This window comes from Fictibacillus aquaticus, from assembly GCF_002245695.1.
GTDB classification, from domain to species: domain Bacteria; phylum Bacillota; class Bacilli; order Bacillales; family Fictibacillaceae; genus Fictibacillus; species Fictibacillus aquaticus.
On record NZ_NOII01000025.1, the window covers coordinates 1 to 16,168 of the forward strand.

Sequence of the window (16,168 nt, forward strand, 5' to 3'; positions counted from 1 at the left end):
ATTTAATTCCTTACCTATGCTTTTGTTCAGTTTTCAAAGAACTTGTTTGTCTTGCTTGCCGCTTTGTTTTGGCGACTTAATTAGATTATCACGGATCCGGACAAGTGTCAAACCTTATTTTGAAATATTTTTAAAGAAAATGAAATTCTCTTTTCAATGGCTTTACTATCCGCAGTAACATTACCTCCATATGACAATCCGTTCTGTCTTGTATAACAAATCCTGCATGCATTCAAAGTAACAATATGTAGCCTAGAAACCACCGAATCTTATTATGGGGTACGGTACCCTTTCAATCTCTACTCGTATTAGAGCGGTTTATTGCAAATGGTACCGTACCCCCAACAGTAATCCTCAAAATGAAAAAACCAGCCGGCGAATGGCGCCCGCTGGTTTCTACTTATAGAACAAAGTAATGAATAGCCGCAAGAGATGCCAGCCCCGGCAATCCGAGGACTGCTGTCACAGCGGCAGTCGTTCCGTTGATCGGAATGTGAAGATCTGATGACGCTCCAAACGCATTAAGAAAAAATAGAAAAAGCGCGCCCATGCACAGTCTTGTCAACGCGGTGCCTGCCCACCGAAGCGGTCTTACCGGCGCACCAATAAGCAGGAGCACCATGATCATCCCGCCTAACACTCCGATTACAATAAGAGGTTCCATCGTATTCCTCCCAACACCATTTATCTTCTATACATTAGTGTATGAAGGCTGTCCCAAAAAAAGACCAGCCCTTTACTTCATTGGGCTGGTCGATACTTTGCGTTTCTTTGCTTCTTTTAATAAGAAGAAATACTTCGCTTCTGACAGGTAGAGGTGCATCATCACTTGGCCAGATGGCTCTACACTGCGTTCTACTATTTCTTTTTGTTTCATCCATTCGGCTTTTAAAAGCTCCAAAGACTGAAGAAGACTTTCATCGCCAGACTTCTTTAGTCGCCCTTTGCGGGAAAAAAACATGGCGGTGTCCCCTTTATGCTAAATTTCTCTTCTGCCTTCCATCGCCTTGGAAAGGGTAACTTCATCAGCGTATTCGAGATCTCCGCCGACAGGCAGGCCGTGTGCGATGCGGGTGATCTTAATTCCGGTCGGTTTCAGCAGACGGGCAATATACATCGCAGTCGCTTCGCCTTCAATGTTCGGATCAGTCGCGAGAATAATTTCCTGTATCGTATCATCCTGCAGCCTTTGCAGAAGCTCGGCGATCTTAATGTCTTCAGGCCCGATTCCTTCCATTGGAGAGATCGCGCCGTGAAGAACATGATACAGTCCGCGGTAGTCTTTCATCTTTTCCATCGCGATCACGTCTTTTGAATCGTGCACGATACAAAGAGTCGTGCGGTCACGGCTGGAATCATCACAGATCATGCACGGATCTTTGTCTGTAATATGAAAACAGGTAGAGCAGTAGATCAGCTGCCTTTTGGCGTTCACGAGGGCGCGTCCGAAATCGAGAACGTCGCCTTCTTTCATCTCTAATACGAAAAATGCCAGACGGACCGCAGTTTTCGGTCCAATGCCCGGCAGTTTCATAAAGCTTTCAATAAGCTTTGTAATGGGTTCAGGGTAATGCATAACAGGCTGCCTCCTAGAATAAGCCCGGGATGTTCAATCCTTTTGTGAATTTGCCCATATCCTGGTTCACGAGCTCATCAACTTTCTTCAATGCGTCATTTGTTGCAGCAAGCACTAAGTCCTGAAGCATTTCAACATCTTCTGGATCAACGACTTCTTCTTTAATGTTCACTTCAAGGATTTCTTTATGGCCGTTCGTGATGACTGTAACCATCCCGCCGCCAGCTGTACCTTCAACTCGCTTTTCTTTCAGCTCTTCCTGAGCCTTTGCCATATCCTTTTGCATCTTCTGCATTTGCTTCATCATGTTATTCATGTTTCCTCCGCCACGCATCATACGTATCGTCCTCCTTATTCTTCTTCAAATTCTATAAGATCGTCTCCGACAAGCTTCAGTGCTTCTGTAATAAGCGGGTCGCTTTCTTCCTGCTTTTTCTTTTCTGCTTCTGGAGACTGTCCTTGCTGTTCTTGAATAAATTCTTGTTTTACTTTTTCCCAGTCTGGCTGCAAGATCGTCATCATAGACAGGGACTTCCCTATTGTACTATAAACAGCGCTTTCAACACAGCTTCGAATATTGTCGGCTGATGCCATTTGGCTGTGAATTTCGTGTTTAAACGCTAATAAAAAATGATCATCAGAGCATGCTGCCGGCTCTGCGCCAGACAGCAAGGCAAAAGCGCTCACTTTTTCTACTTTTACTTTTTCGAGAATTTCTCCCCAGCCGCTCTTCAGCTGCATCAAATTCTGCTTAGAAGCTTTTTTTAGCATCTCTTTAATCTGACCGCTTGAAATGCCTGATGCTTTTCCTTTAAATGACCTGCGTTCGGCCGGCTGCTGCTGTGATGGCTGCTCAGGTGCTGCCGCTATGCCGTTCTGCTTCAGCTGGCGCAGTTCATTTTCAAGCTGGTCAATGCGCTGGACGAGCTTGCCGACATCGCCTGAAACCGCCGCTCCTTCGGCAGAGACTGCTTTTCCTTGGTGGCAGATGCGGATCATCGTGGTTTCCAAGAAAATTTTCGGATGGTTCGTCCACTTCATATCCTGCTGAGCCTGGTTCAGCTCGCTGATGCAGGAGTAGATCCAGTCAGAGTCTGCTTTTGCCGAGAAATCCGCAAAGTTTTCATCTGTCCTTACCCGCTCAAGCAGCTCTTCAAGATTCGGAGCTGTTTTGTATAGCAGCAGATCACGGAAGTAATAGATCAGGTCGCCGATCAAACGGACAGGGTCTTTTCCTTCATGCATCAGTTCACCTGATACTTGAAGCGCGGTCGACACGTCTTTTTCATAAAAAGAATGAGCGATCTGGGTAAGGTGCTGCTGTGATGCCGTACCTGTGACTGCGAGTACGTCACTTACCGTTACTTTTTCATCACTGAAGGAAATGGCCTGATCAAGCAGGCTCAGCGCATCGCGCATCCCGCCTTCAGCCGCACGCGCCAGCAGCATGAGTGCTTCGTCTTCAGCTGGAATATCAGTACTCTCCAAAATTCTTTTCATTCTGCTGATGATCGTTCGGGATGATATCCGCTTAAGATCAAAACGCTGACATCGCGAAACGATAGTTGCTGGTATCTTATGCGGTTCTGTTGTTGCAAGTATGAAAATGACGTGGCTCGGAGGCTCTTCCAGCGTTTTTAAAAGAGCGTTAAAGGCTCCGGTTGAGAGCATATGCACTTCATCAATAATGTATACTTTGTATTTTACAGCTGATGGGGCGAACTTGACTTTATCTCTGATGTCACGGATATCGTCTACGCCGGTATTGGACGCAGCATCGATCTCAAGAACGTCTGAGATGCTTCCGTCTGTAATGCCTCGGCACGCATCGCATTCATTGCACGGTTCAGCTACTGGAGCCTTTTCGCAGTTGGCTGCTTTTGCGATGATTTTCGCCACGCTCGTCTTTCCAGTCCCTCGGGGGCCGGAGAAAAGATAAGCATGAGAAAGCTTGTCCTGCATCAGCGCATTTTGAATTGTTTTTGTTATATGTTCCTGGCCGACGACGTCTTCAAAAGACTGAGGCCGCCAGACACGGTACAGCGCCTGGTAACTCATCGCGCTCCTCCTTACGTTTATTGCAAAGCCTGACAAATGATTATATTCCTCTAAAGTATAAAGAAAACTTGGCTGATTCCATGCCTTTAAGTCAGCCTTAGTTGCACTTATACTTTACACGTTAACTTTTTAAACACGTCGAATCACTTCTTTGGTAAAAAGTTATACTTTTCTATTTAAAGTATAACAAAAAACTCATCCCGAGGACGAGATGAGCTGTTTATTTTATATATAAGAATGCCGTGCACCTCTCGTTGGAATAGCCAACCTACACGTACGAAAGCAGTTAGCTCAGCCCAGGCTGTCCCGCGGCACACAGAGATGGCCACTTACTGCTGCTTCCTTCCGGACCTGACAGGGTTCATGGGTCTCCGTTGCGCAGGACCCAGACGTCAACACCACTTACTTTCGCCAGACTATACGCTGGACTAACCGAAAAGAGGAATTCAGCCTCGCTACAGCGGATTGCGAGTTCAGGGCACCGCTACCTCCCCGCCTAGCACGACAAAGTGTATAACATTGTTAGGCACATGCTGTGATGTGCAAGATTTAGTATACTATGGCATGTTCAAAAAATCAACCGTAAGAGTGACCATCCTACTAGGAGGATGTTTCCTTTTTTTGTTTTTTCTTCTGCCGCAGCTCTCTGAAAAATTCCGTCAGCAGCATCCCGCACTCTTCCTTCATGACACCATCTGTCACTTCGCACTGATGGTTGAATCGTTCATCCTGAAGCAGGTTCATCAAAGTGCCGGCACAGCCTCCCTTCGGATCAGGCGCACCATACACGACCCGCTCCACGCGTGAAAGAACGCTGGCGCCAGCACACATCGCACACGGCTCAAGCGTGACGTACAGCACAGCTCCTTCCAGCCTCCAAGCCCCGAGTTTCCGGCATGCTTCATCGATGGCAAGCAGCTCCGCATGAGCTACTGCTCTTTTTTCACTCTCTCTTAAATTATGGGCAGCCGCGATGATTTCGCCATCCTTTACAATAACAGCGCCAATCGGGACTTCTCCTATTTTCTTTGCCAAAAGCGCCTGCTCTACCGCTTTTTGCATGAAAAACAGATCTTCATCTAAATGCTGGCTCATTCTGTACTCCTTCAGTTTGTAATTGATGTGATTATACAAAACGTTTGGCTAATAATAAAGAGAGGAAACGTAATAAAAAGATAAGACGGAATAAAGGGGATATGCCGATGAAACCTCAGGACACGAAAAAGGTTCATGCTGCTCTGCTTATTATTGACATAATCAATGACTATAATTTCGAGGAAAGCCATTTGCTGCTCGAAAATATGGATCCCGTGGCAAAAAACATAGCCAATTTAAAAGTGGCGGCTAAAAAGAATGATATTCCTGTGATTTATGTAAACGATAACTTCGGCCGGTGGCAGTCAGACATGAAAGGGCTCGTGAAATACTGCAGCGGTGAAAAAGGAAAGGAATTCGTTAAGCCGCTCGTTCCGGATGAGGATGATTATTTTATTATCAAACCGAAGCATTCCGGTTTTTTCTCAACACCATTATCTTCTTTATTGAACGATCTCGGCATACAGACACTCATTCTGACAGGGGTTGCCGGAAATATTTGCGTTTTATTCACGGCAAATGATGCGTACATGCGCGATTATGAGCTTTATGTGCCGTCGGATTGTATTGCTTCTAATATTAAAGAAGACAATGACCGTGCGCTGCTGCTCATGAAGAGCACATTGAAGGCAAGTACGCAAAAAAGCTCAGAACTGGATTTAAAGCATATTATAGAAGAAGCAAAGAATAAAAAAATGAACACGGTCTATTAACTGAGTTTTCCATTTCTGCCCTTTTATTTTTCTCCGTTTTTATGCCACCCTTCCTGTTCATGTGCTACAATATTCTTTGTCTGTAATTTTTCTTTTGGAATAGGAAAGGGAGGAAACGCATGATGAACTCAACCCCCTTTATTGCGGTTGAAGGTCCTATCGGGGTTGGCAAGACCTCATTGGCTAAAGCGATCTCTGAACATTACCAGTTTGAGCTGTTAAAAGAGATTGTAGAAGAAAATCCGTTTCTCGGAAAGTTTTATGACGATATCGAGGGATGGAGCTTCCAGACAGAGATGTTCTTCCTCTGCAACCGCTACAAGCAGCTTGAAGACATCCAGAATGAATACTTATCTAAGCAGATTCCCGTAGTTGCGGATTATCATATATTTAAAAACCGTATTTTTGCCAGCAGGACGCTGAAAGGTCAGCATTACGGAAAATACATGCAGATCTTTGATATCCTCACTGAAGATATGCCTGTACCGAACATGATCATCTACTTGAACGCAAGCCTTGAAACGCTTTTAAAGCGAGTGAAGCAGCGCGGCAGGTTCGTCGAGCAGAATATGGATCCAGCATACTTAAAGCAGCTTTCTATCGATTACGATACGTTTATGAAAGCTTTCCAGAAGCAGCATCCTGAAATCCCTGTGCTTTCGTTTAATGGGGACGAAATCGATTTTGTGGCAAACGAATCTGATAAGGAAATGATTTTCGCTCAAATAGAAGCAGTCATGAAAAAAGGAGAACTGGCAAGATGATGAATTTTGAAAAGTATAACATTCCTGCCGACTCCGTCATCACGATTGCCGGTATGGTCGGTGCCGGAAAATCGACGTTAACGAACGCCTTGGCAAATGCCCTGCGTTTTCGTACATCGATGGAAAAAGTGGATAACAACCCTTATCTTGATAAGTTTTATAAAGACTTTTCACGCTGGAGCTTTCACCTTCAGATTTTCTTTTTAGCTGAACGTTTTAAAGAGCAGAAGAAAATGTTCGAATACGGCGGAGGCTTTGTACAGGACCGTTCGATTTATGAAGACACTGGCATCTTCGCTAGGATGCATTACGATAAAGGGACGATGTCAGAAGTGGATTATGATACATACACGCGTCTGTTCGATGCGATGGTCATGACGCCTTACTTCCCTCACCCGGATGTATTGATCCACCTTGAAGGTTCTTTAGATGATATTCTTTTACGAATCCAAAAGCGCGGACGCCAGATGGAGCAAGAAACACCGCGCGAGTACTGGGAAGAGATGTACGACAGATATGAGCGCTGGATTTCTGAGTTCCAGATGTGCCCGGTTCTTCGCATCAACATTAACGACTATGATCTGATTAACGACCCTGGTTCGGTTGATCGAATCATTGAAAAGATCGGACAGAAGATTCAGCTGAAGCGGGAAGTTCGCTTATAAATAAGAAAAACGCCATCCTTTCATCAGCAGATGAGGATGGCGTTTTTTTGTTTACTCAAACTTTGTGGTTATTTAAGAACTCTGAGAAGCGGTTGATCTCCGTTACAGGCGCACGCTTTCCGCGGGGTGAGCGGTGAGCCCTTTTGTCGCTACGCGCCTTTAAAAGGTCTCACCTGTCTCACTCATCCCGCTGGAGTCGGCGCCTTACACTCCGATCAACTTTATCAATGATGAATTCAAGATGTTCAGTAAATGTGATTGATGTGCAAGTCAAAGCAATTGAACCTAAATTCACTACATAACTCTTGAATCACGCGTTGAAGGTTCAGTTGCAACTCCGCTGAAATTTCAAATAAACCGTTCAAAAGTCTTTAATAAAGAGCCTTCTCGTATTAATTAGAACGCGTATTGATATAGCCCGTAGTATAGAGGGGCGATCATTACTAGGCCGAAAATCTTCGCCCAAAGCGGCAATGTTTCTTTCTTGCCGTATGTGCGCTTCCTCATCGTCTGGCCATTGTCTTTTTGGATATATTCGTATTCGTAATCATTCAGGAACAAGGTAAATATGATGTCCCACAAAATCGCGATAATAAACACAGTTTTCCAGACAATCGGTGTGAGCATCTCTGTCTCTGTTACGTAGCCGAACAATCCTAGCCACGTGATAAGGGAAACAACAAAATCAATCTTAGCTCTCAGCGTGTTGTACTTTCCTTGAAAAAGGTATGCGATCACTGATGTCATGAGCAGCCCTAGATAAAGTGTCCAAAGTATATCCATGAAGTACTCCTTAGTAAAACAGTTTTTATGGGGTACGGTACTCAACACGGCCAATGCTGTAATGTAAAGCTTCGAGCGTGTTGAGTACCGTACCCCCGATCTCTTTTTTAGGCAAACAAAAAACCGCCCGGTTAGAGGCGGTTGTGTGTATGTAATGGAGGAGGTAGAGGGATTCGAACCCCCGCGAGCCGTTAAGCCCCTGTCGGTTTTCAAGACCGATCCCTTCAGCCGGACTTGGGTATACCTCCGTGTGTGACTGACAAGAAATATAATATCATGTTATTTACTGAGTCGTCAACAGGTTTACCAAACTTTTTTAAAAGAAAAAGCGGAATTCATTTGAACTCCGCTTTTCCTCATTTATAGGATTTATTTAAGTCTTTCTTTGTTCCCCATATACGGACGCAATACTTCAGGAATGATAACAGAGCCATCTTCCTGCTGGTAGTTCTCAAGGATAGCTGCGACAGTTCTTCCGATGGCAAGGCCCGATCCGTTCAATGTGTGCACGAGCTCCGGCTTCGCTTTTGGCTCTGGACGGAAACGAATCTGTGCACGGCGTGCCTGGAACGCCTCGAAGTTAGAGCAAGAAGAAATCTCACGGTACGTGTTATAGCTTGGAAGCCACACTTCGATGTCGTATTTCTTCGCTGCTGTGAATCCTAGGTCAGCTGTACACATGCTCAGTACTCGGTACGGAAGCTTTAGAAGCTGAAGGATCTTTTCCGCGTGGCCAGTCAGCTTCTCTAGCTCTTCATAAGAATCCTCAGGCTTAACGAAGCGGACAAGCTCTACTTTGTTGAACTGATGCTGGCGGATGAGTCCGCGTGTATCGCGGCCGGCAGAACCTGCTTCAGAACGGAAGCACGCACTGTAAGCTACGTAGCCCATCGGCAGCTGCTCAGCGTTAAGAATCTCTTCACGGTGATAGTTCGTGACCGGAACTTCAGACGTCGGCACGAGGAAATAGTCTTCTTCGCGGATTTTAAACGCGTCCTCCTCAAACTTAGGAAGCTGTCCTGTACCTGTCATGCTTGTGCGGTTCACTAAGTACGGCGGCAGGATTTCTGTGTAGCCGTGCTCGTCTTCATGATAATCCATCATAAAGTTGATCAGCGCACGCTCGAGACGCGCTCCCGCTCCCTTCAAGAATGCAAAGCGGCTTCCTGTTACTTTTGCTCCGCGTTCAAAGTCAACGATATCAAGTTCAGTCGCAATATCCCAGTGTGCTTTCGGCTCGAAGCTGAATTCAGGCACGTCACCCCAGTGGCGTACCGGAACGTTGTCATCTTCTGTATCGCCGACAGGTACGCTGTCGTGCGGGATGTTCGGAAGCGTCAGCATGATGCTGTGAAGATCTTCCTCTACTTGGCGAAGCTCCTCATCGATCACCTTAATTTTGTCGCCGACTTCGCGCATCTCTGTGATCAATGCGTCAGCATCCTTTTTATCGCGTTTGTACTCGGCAACCTGCTTAGATACCTCGTTGCGCTTAGACTTCAGAGTTTCTGTTTCACCGATCAGTTCACGGCGGCGCTGATCGAGTGCTTCAAAACGATCAAGTCCTGTCAGGTCCTCTCCGCGCTTGCTCAGCTTTTCTTTTACTTCGGCAAAATTCGCACGTACAAATTTCAAATCCAGCATACTCATTCTCCTCCTGATTTTCATCAATGACAATTAAAAAACTCCCGCCTCTTACTCAAAGAAAACCTTTGAATAAGGGACGAGAGTTAACCCGCGTTGCCACCCTGATTGCAGTATGCATAAAGCATACTGCCGCTTTGTTCATGAGATAACGGACTCCGGCCGGAAAAGCTTACTTCTGTTCAGCTTTTCACTCAAGGATGGATTCACAAATCCTTTGATCGGTTCGCACCTTCCACCGACTCTCTAAAACAAAGGGGGTTTGCTACTGGTTCCTGTCACTGATTTAAATATAAGTTTGTATAGTAATTTACAATATATGTGACGATTATGCAACTGTTTCTTTCTTTTTCTCTTTCGCCATCTCCACAAAATACGCGTGCATGCGGTAATCATCCGTCAGTTCCGGATGGAAAGCCGCACAGAGGAAGTGTCCCTGCTGTGCTGCGACGATGCGGTCGTTGTGCTTAGAGAGAATCTCAACATCCTGTCCGACTTCCATGATGTATGGAGCACGGATAAAGACACCGGCAAAGTCCTCTCCGACATGAGTGATCATCAGATCGGCTTCAAAGCTGTCCACCTGACGGCCGAAAGCGTTGCGCTCTACCGTCATGTCGATCAGTTCAAGGTGCGCGGAATCCTGGCCATGGATTTTTTTCGCCATTAAAATAAGGCCAGCACATGTACCGAAAACCGGCTTATGCGCTGCAAAATCCTTTAACGGCTGAAGAAAGTCGTATTTATCGATCAGGCGTCTCATAGCCGTGCTTTCTCCGCCCGGCATCACAAGTCCGTCAAGGTCATCCAGCTGCTCTGCTTTCTTGACGATGACCGCTTCTGCACCAGACGCTTCAAGGGCCAGTATATGCTCGCGAACAGCGCCCTGCAGGCCTAATACTCCGATTTTCACCATTATAACCCTTCTTTCTTACCAGCCGCGTTCCTGCATGCGCTCATTTGGAAGGATAGAAGAAATCTCAATTCCTTTCATCGGCGTTCCAAGTCCTTTAGAAAGCTCTGCAATCAGCTTGTAATCCTGGTAGTGTGTAGTTGCTTCAACAATCGCACGTGCAAACTTCTCTGGATTTTCTGACTTAAAGATACCAGAGCCGACGAACACGCCGTCTGCACCAAGCTGCATCATAAGTGCTGCATCAGCCGGTGATGCTACTCCGCCCGCCGCAAAGTTAACGACCGGGAACTTTCCGTCTTTTTTGATTTGAAGAAGGATTTCATAAGGTGCGCCAAGGTTCTTCGCTTCAGTCATGAGCTCGTCTTCGCTCATCGCGATCACCTGGCGGATCTGTGCCTGAATCATACGCATGTGGCGGACAGCCTCAACAATGTTTCCTGTTCCTGGCTCACCTTTCGTACGGATCATGGACGCGCCTTCGCCGATGCGGCGTGCTGCTTCGCCAAGATCACGTGCGCCGCATACGAACGGCACTGTATAATCACGTTTATTTAAATGGAATACTTCGTCAGCAGGAGTCAATACTTCACTCTCATCGATGTAATCGACACCCATTGCTTCTAAAATGCGGGCCTCCACGATGTGTCCGATGCGGGCTTTTGCCATGACCGGAATAGATACAGCGTTCATTACTTCTTCAACGATTGACGGATCAGCCATGCGGGAAACGCCGCCAGCTGCACGGATATCTGCCGGGACGCGCTCAAGTGCCATTACGGCTACTGCACCAGCAGCTTCTGCAACTTTAGCTTGCTCCGCGTTAATAACATCCATGATGACGCCGCCTTTTTGCATTTCGGCCATACCGCGCTTAACACGTTCAGTACCTGTCTTCAACATCATAAATACCCCCTATTTAAATTCGTCTAAATGTGAGTCATTATTGTGGCATTTTTATATTAAAACCACTAGTCCTATCTATTTTATCGTAAAAAAAGACTGAAATAAATAAAAACTCTTTGGCATCCTAACAACGCCAAAGAGTCTTGTTTAAAATAATCCTTTTATCATATCAACAGTGCCGGACCAAATGTCTGCAAAGAAGCTTCCAATGCCTCTCATAGCAAGGACGAACCAGTTGGCTTTCTCGACACTTTTTGTCGTTACAACATCAACTTGTCCTTTGCCAGAACCATCATTGATCAAGTAGCCGTAATCTTCGCCTTCACCCTTATATTCCATCTGGATGTGGCCGACCACGTCTCCCTTTTTAATCGGTGCTGTCAGCTTGCCGTCTTCGTTCAGCTTCTTCTTATCGATCACAAACTTCGGCTTGTAGTTCTTTTTCTCGCCGCGCTTGATCACGAGTGAAACATCTTCTTTAGCCGCAACCGCAACTTCGCTTTCTTTACCTTTTACAACAGGAAGAGTTTTGCTTCCTTTGATTTTATAGCCTTTGGAAAGTACTTTTTCCTTCGTGAAGTTTGCAAATCCATAGTTGAACAGCTTAGCCGTTTCATCAAAACGTGCTTTATAGCTGTTAGTTTTCATCACAACTGAAAGAAGGCGAGTGTCACCTTTTTTGACTGTACCAGTAAAAGCAAAGCCAGCCATATCGGTAGAACCTGTTTTCAGCCCGTCTACACCTTCATACCCGTAAACGAGTGAAGGAAGCATCCAGTTCCAGTTCTCCATGTTGATTTTATCATCCGTACCTTCACGGAAAACAAGCTTTGGAATCTTCGCTGTTTCCAGAACTTCTGGGAAATCGTTAATAAGGTGGAATGCTAGAATGGCCGTTGAACGAGCACTCATCATATTCTCCTCATTTTCACCGCCCGCAGGGTGTTCGCCTCGAAGATCTCGATTGTTCAAACCAGAGCTATTCACAAAATGGAAATCCTTCATGCCAAGCTGCTTCGCTTTTTTGTTCATCATCGATACAAACTCAGACTCTGAGCCGCCGATAAGCTCAGCAAGTGCGATTGTAGCACCGTTCGCAGAATAGATCGCCATCGCCTGGTATAGCTCTTTAACGGAGTATTTATCATCTACACGCAGAGGAACGTTAGAAAGATCTCTGTTCTGTGAGATTTTATGGGCATGCTCAGAAATTCCTGTTTTCTGATCCCAAGAAATCTTGTTTTTCTTAATCGCTTCAAGTACAAGATACTCTGTCATCATTTTAGTCATACTTGCTGGCGGAAGCATTTTATCCGCTGCTTTTTCGAAAAGAATCTTGCCGGTTTCGCCGTCTATTAAAATCGCGGCTTCCCCTTTAATATCTAACGCCGGTGCGGCGCTTGCTTTTGATTGAAAACCAAACATACTGCCTGTAAAAAATGAAAAAATTAGTGTCAGCACTAATAGCTGTCTTAACTTGCTGTTCAACTTCTGCACCTCCAAGGCCATTTTACACTCGGTTATTGTAACATAGTAAAGTGCAAAAAAATAGACAGAGGATGATCCTCTGTCTCAAAAATGTGCCTTTAGACCGAATAGTTTGGTGCTTCTTTGGTAATTTGAACTTGGTGCGGGTGACTCTCGCGAAGTCCAGCTCCTGTAATGCGGACAAACTGTGCATTGTTCTGCAGTTCTTCAATCGTTGAAGTTCCGCAATATCCCATTCCCGAACGGATTCCGCCGACAAGCTGATACAGCGTGTCTGACAGTGGTCCTTTGTAAGGAACACGGCCTTCGATGCCTTCCGGTACAAGCTTCTTATTATTTTCCTGGAAATATCGGTCGCTTGATCCGCGTTCCATCGCGCCAACCGAACCCATTCCTCTGTACACTTTGAACTGGCGTCCTTGGTAGATCTCACGTTCACCAGGGCTCTCTGATACCCCTGCAAGCAAGCTTCCAAGCATGACAGCATGTCCGCCGCTCGCAAGCGCCTTAACGATATCTCCGGAATACTTGATGCCGCCATCTGCTATAACCGGCACTCCATGCTTGCGCGCCTCAGTCGCACAGTCATACACCGCTGTAACCTGCGGCACTCCGACACCGGCAATAACACGAGTCGTACAGATCGATCCAGGTCCGATACCGACCTTTACAACACTTGCGCCAGCCTCGATCAAGTCGCGTGTCGCTTCTGGTGTCGCAACGTTTCCTGCAATGATCGTAAGCTCTGGATAAAGATCACGAATCTCTCTTACCTTTTGCAGTACACCTTCTGAATGGCCGTGTGCCGTATCGATCACGATCGCATCTACTCCGGACTCAACAAGCTTTTCTACACGCAGCGCCGCATCCTTCGTTACGCCGACAGCTGCCCCGACTAGCAGGCGTCCTTTTTTGTCTTTTGCTGAGTTCGGGAATTCGATCACTTTTTCAATATCCTTAATGGTAATCAGGCCTTGAAGCGTACCTTCTTCGTCTACAAGCGGGAGTTTCTCAATCTTATGCTTTTGCAAGATCTGTTCAGCTTCTTTAAGCGTCGTTCCTACTGAAGCCGTGATCAGGTTTTCTTTCGTCATCACATCGGAAATCTTGATCGAGTAATCTTGGATAAAGCGCATGTCACGGTTTGTGATGATGCCGACGAGCTTCTTGTCTGCATCGACGATTGGAACACCGCTGATCCGGTATTTGCCCATTAAGTGCTCAGCATCAAATACTTGATGATCTGGCATTAAATAAAACGGATCTGTGATAACTCCACTCTCAGAACGTTTAACGCGGTCAACCTGTTCAGCCTGTTCTTCAATCGACATGTTCTTATGAATGATTCCAAGACCGCCCTGGCGCGCTATCGCGATCGCCATGTTCGCTTCAGTCACCGTATCCATACCAGCACTCATCACCGGAATGTTTAATTGTACCGTTTCAGACAGTTTAGTTTTCAGCGAAACATCTTTCGGAAGCACCGAAGATTTTGCCGGAATGAGCAATACATCATCAAACGTTAATCCTTCTTTTGCAAACTTATTCTCCCACATTGCAGACATCCACCCCTTTTTTCCTAAAAAATATTATTTGTAGATTAACAACTGGTTACACTACTGTCAAGGAGTGTAAATGATGTCAAAATATTTAGAAATCAGCTACTGAGAGCAGGTATATCAATGAACGACTCTATCTGGGAACCTTATCTTCCTTATTTATCCTCATCGAACACTCAAAGGTATCTTTCCGCCTGTTATAAAAAGTTAAACATGGAAAATGCAGAATCGCGCAGTTTCGATAACTGTTATGCATTCATTTACTATATTGAGCACGCCAAAAAATATTATGCTCTCGCTGCCAAGGCCCCTGACGAGCTTCGTCCTGTGCTTTTGTTTTATGGAATGACTCAGCTGCTCAAAGCCTGTCTGCTTACTGTAGATCCCGACTATCCTGACAGCAGCTCTGTGCTCGCACACGGCGTGACCACACGCAAACGGAAGAAAAGGAACTACGAGTTTTTGCATGATGAAGTCCGAATCCAGAAATCCGGTCTCTTTAATCACTTTTGCGAAAAAATGTTCCATGTGAAACACATAGAAGGTGAAAAGATCACTATGAAAAACCTGCTCAGCTTCATCCCTGAGATATCGCTTTTTTTCAAAAAGATGGGGATATGCGAGACGCTGCTGCAGATTCCTGTAAACGGCGGCAAGCTTGCTGTTCCGTATGTTGTCACTGATCTTCTTCACCTGACAGACAGCCGTCTGCTAGAGTTCCTGACTAACGCTTCAGGCTGGCAGCTCTCCCTTCAGGAAAAAACAAAACATCACATCATCATCACTCTGCCGCAGCACTTCAACCCTCTGCATTCGTATCCATTCTGCAGCTCACTAGAGGGAGATGTGTATCTGCCCGTCGAACGAGACTTGTACAGTCTGCCAAAGTTTAACGAAATCATGATCCATTATCTTGTCCTATACAACCTAAGCATGATCTGCCGATACGACACAGAATGGTGGAGCGATCTCTTTCATACATACTCATCGAGCGAACTTCCGATTATTCGCCAGTTTCTCAATGTTACCTCGAAAAAAGTGCCTAAGCTGATGGGGGATTATTTGCAGGGAATTTAAAAAAGAATAGGACTTGTTGTCTTTTCTGCGGATTAGGGTGCTGGAAGTTAGATTTTAGAGGTTGCGGCGGCGGGATCGGGGCTGGACTCTGTGTGCTGCTGGGATGGGGGCAGACCCGTAAATTTTAATTTAGACTCGCAAATCAGGATTTCGACCTGTAATTTCTTCACTTAGACCCGCAATTTTGAATTTAGACCCGTAAATCTTTCTGAGGGGCTTTTGCGGCAGTTTCACTCCGGGTAAATGCCTACTTCGCCTAATACGAATAAAAGATAATTGGTTTTTAGTTATCTTCCTCCTTGTTTTTGCTCTTCTTATATGAAAATGAAAGGACAAGTTAGCCTTTTCTTTTGGTTGATGATGGTGTGGCGAGGTGCGGGAGATCCTTTCAATTAGTCTGGTTTGGGATGTAACCCGTAAATTTTAATTTTTGCCCGCAGAATTTGTTTTTTACCCGTAAATTCGGAATTTCGCCCGTGTTTTTGGGAGTTTTGCCCGTAATTTTAATTTTTTGCCCGCAAATGGCTGTGAGGGAGTTTCCGCGGCAGCGTGCTCCCCCTTAAATCGCTGCATTGTTACATACATAAAAGAAGATAACCGGGTTTTGGTTATCTTCCTCCATATTTCTGCTCTTTAACTCCCAGATCATTGTTATAAAACACAAAAAAAGAAGATAACCGCAATGGGTTATCTTCTATCCTTGCCCGTCCACGTCCTACTCTTACAGGGGGAAACCCCCAACTACCATCGGCGCTGAAGAGCTTAACTTCCGTGTTCGGTATGGGAACGGGTGTGGCCTCTTCGCCATCATGACCAGACTGTATTCTTTTAGAAAGATTGCTCTTTCAAAACTAGATATCGACGTTTCAAAACGTTATAAGGATAAGCCATCGACCGATTAGTATCTGTCAGCTCCACGTGTCGCCA

At 45.6% G+C, this 16,168-nt stretch carries 16 protein-coding genes, 1 tRNA gene, 1 rRNA gene, 1 other RNA gene and 1 other annotated feature; of the genes, 4 read left to right on the forward strand and 15 right to left on the reverse strand.

The features are described 5' to 3' along the window. Nucleotides 1-400: 400 nt before the first annotated feature. The 7 genes from CGZ90_RS18550 to tadA form a co-directional block, all read right to left on the reverse strand. Complete coding sequence (locus tag CGZ90_RS18550; RefSeq protein WP_094254010.1) at nucleotides 401-664, reverse strand: pro-sigmaK processing inhibitor BofA family protein; 264 nt, start codon at nucleotides 662-664, stop codon at nucleotides 401-403. A 72-nt stretch (nucleotides 665-736) separates the two neighbouring features. After that, nucleotides 737-961 carry a YaaL family protein gene (locus CGZ90_RS18555; protein ID WP_094254011.1) on the reverse strand — a complete coding sequence of 75 codons (225 nt, stop codon included), beginning with the start codon at nucleotides 959-961 and terminating at the stop codon, nucleotides 737-739. An 18-nt stretch (nucleotides 962-979) separates the two neighbouring features. Then, nucleotides 980-1,576: a recombination mediator RecR gene (recR, locus tag CGZ90_RS18560; RefSeq protein ID WP_094254012.1), complete on the reverse strand. Its 597-nt coding sequence runs from the start codon at nucleotides 1,574-1,576 to the stop codon at nucleotides 980-982. Nucleotides 1,577-1,589: 13 nt separating this feature from the next. Continuing rightward, on the reverse strand, nucleotides 1,590-1,913 hold the full coding sequence (locus tag CGZ90_RS18565) for a YbaB/EbfC family nucleoid-associated protein (protein WP_094254013.1): 324 nt from the start codon (nucleotides 1,911-1,913) through the stop codon (nucleotides 1,590-1,592). A gap of 14 nt (nucleotides 1,914-1,927) precedes the next feature. Then, entirely contained in the window at nucleotides 1,928-3,634 is a 1,707-nt protein-coding gene (dnaX, locus tag CGZ90_RS18570; protein WP_094254014.1) for a DNA polymerase III subunit gamma/tau, read from the reverse strand. A 240-nt stretch (nucleotides 3,635-3,874) separates the two neighbouring features. Continuing rightward, nucleotides 3,875-4,139, reverse strand: an RNA gene (ffs, locus tag CGZ90_RS18575) — signal recognition particle sRNA large type. A 95-nt stretch (nucleotides 4,140-4,234) separates the two neighbouring features. Next, on the reverse strand, nucleotides 4,235-4,729 hold the full coding sequence (gene tadA, locus CGZ90_RS18580; RefSeq protein ID WP_094254015.1) for a tRNA adenosine(34) deaminase TadA: 495 nt from the start codon (nucleotides 4,727-4,729) through the stop codon (nucleotides 4,235-4,237). A 107-nt stretch (nucleotides 4,730-4,836) separates the two neighbouring features. Here tadA and CGZ90_RS18585 point away from each other — a divergent pair, with 107 nt between their 5' ends. The 3 genes from CGZ90_RS18585 to CGZ90_RS18595 all read left to right on the forward strand — a co-directional run bounded on the left by CGZ90_RS18585 (nucleotide 4,837) and on the right by CGZ90_RS18595 (nucleotide 6,871). Then, the gene (locus CGZ90_RS18585; protein ID WP_094254016.1) at nucleotides 4,837-5,442 is read left to right on the forward strand and encodes a cysteine hydrolase family protein; all 606 of its coding nucleotides are present in this window, start codon (nucleotides 4,837-4,839) and stop codon (nucleotides 5,440-5,442) included. A gap of 122 nt (nucleotides 5,443-5,564) precedes the next feature. After that, nucleotides 5,565-6,206, forward strand: a complete 642-nt coding sequence (locus CGZ90_RS18590; protein ID WP_094254023.1) for a deoxynucleoside kinase — start codon at nucleotides 5,565-5,567, stop codon at nucleotides 6,204-6,206. Then, a complete protein-coding gene (locus tag CGZ90_RS18595; protein ID WP_379675206.1) occupies nucleotides 6,203-6,871 on the forward strand; it encodes a deoxynucleoside kinase in 669 nt (222 codons plus the stop codon). The genes CGZ90_RS18590 and CGZ90_RS18595 overlap by 4 nt, the downstream gene beginning before the upstream one ends. Nucleotides 6,872-7,267: 396 nt before the next feature. On the opposite strand, the gene CGZ90_RS18600 is transcribed toward CGZ90_RS18595, so the two are convergent. From CGZ90_RS18600 to guaB, 7 genes are all read right to left on the reverse strand, one after another. After that, nucleotides 7,268-7,654, reverse strand: coding sequence for a hypothetical protein (locus CGZ90_RS18600; protein WP_094254017.1), 387 nt, complete (start codon nucleotides 7,652-7,654; stop codon nucleotides 7,268-7,270). Nucleotides 7,655-7,809: 155 nt separating this feature from the next. Further along, nucleotides 7,810-7,902 (reverse strand) — tRNA-Ser (locus CGZ90_RS18605). A gap of 121 nt (nucleotides 7,903-8,023) precedes the next feature. Next, entirely contained in the window at nucleotides 8,024-9,298 is a 1,275-nt protein-coding gene (gene serS, locus CGZ90_RS18610) for a serine--tRNA ligase (RefSeq protein ID WP_094254018.1), read from the reverse strand. A gap of 72 nt (nucleotides 9,299-9,370) precedes the next feature. Then, nucleotides 9,371-9,589: a binding site (T-box leader), on the reverse strand. A gap of 37 nt (nucleotides 9,590-9,626) precedes the next feature. After that, nucleotides 9,627-10,214, reverse strand: a complete 588-nt coding sequence (pdxT, locus tag CGZ90_RS18615) for a pyridoxal 5'-phosphate synthase glutaminase subunit PdxT (protein WP_094254019.1) — start codon at nucleotides 10,212-10,214, stop codon at nucleotides 9,627-9,629. Between the two features lie 15 nt (nucleotides 10,215-10,229). Continuing rightward, on the reverse strand, nucleotides 10,230-11,114 hold the full coding sequence (gene pdxS / locus CGZ90_RS18620) for a pyridoxal 5'-phosphate synthase lyase subunit PdxS (RefSeq protein ID WP_094254020.1): 885 nt from the start codon (nucleotides 11,112-11,114) through the stop codon (nucleotides 10,230-10,232). Between the two features lie 150 nt (nucleotides 11,115-11,264). Beyond that, on the reverse strand, nucleotides 11,265-12,542 hold the full coding sequence (locus CGZ90_RS18625; protein ID WP_094254025.1) for a serine hydrolase: 1,278 nt from the start codon (nucleotides 12,540-12,542) through the stop codon (nucleotides 11,265-11,267). A 161-nt stretch (nucleotides 12,543-12,703) separates the two neighbouring features. Then, nucleotides 12,704-14,161 carry an IMP dehydrogenase gene (gene guaB, locus CGZ90_RS18630; protein ID WP_094254021.1) on the reverse strand — a complete coding sequence of 486 codons (1,458 nt, stop codon included), beginning with the start codon at nucleotides 14,159-14,161 and terminating at the stop codon, nucleotides 12,704-12,706. Nucleotides 14,162-14,287: 126 nt separating this feature from the next. Here guaB and CGZ90_RS18635 point away from each other — a divergent pair, with 126 nt between their 5' ends. Further along, a complete protein-coding gene (locus CGZ90_RS18635; protein WP_094254022.1) occupies nucleotides 14,288-15,241 on the forward strand; it encodes a YaaC family protein in 954 nt (317 codons plus the stop codon). A gap of 702 nt (nucleotides 15,242-15,943) precedes the next feature. Here the strand turns inward: CGZ90_RS18635 and rrf are convergent. Then, nucleotides 15,944-16,059, reverse strand: a 5S ribosomal RNA gene (gene rrf / locus CGZ90_RS18640). Between the last annotated feature and the right edge of the window lie 109 nt (nucleotides 16,060-16,168).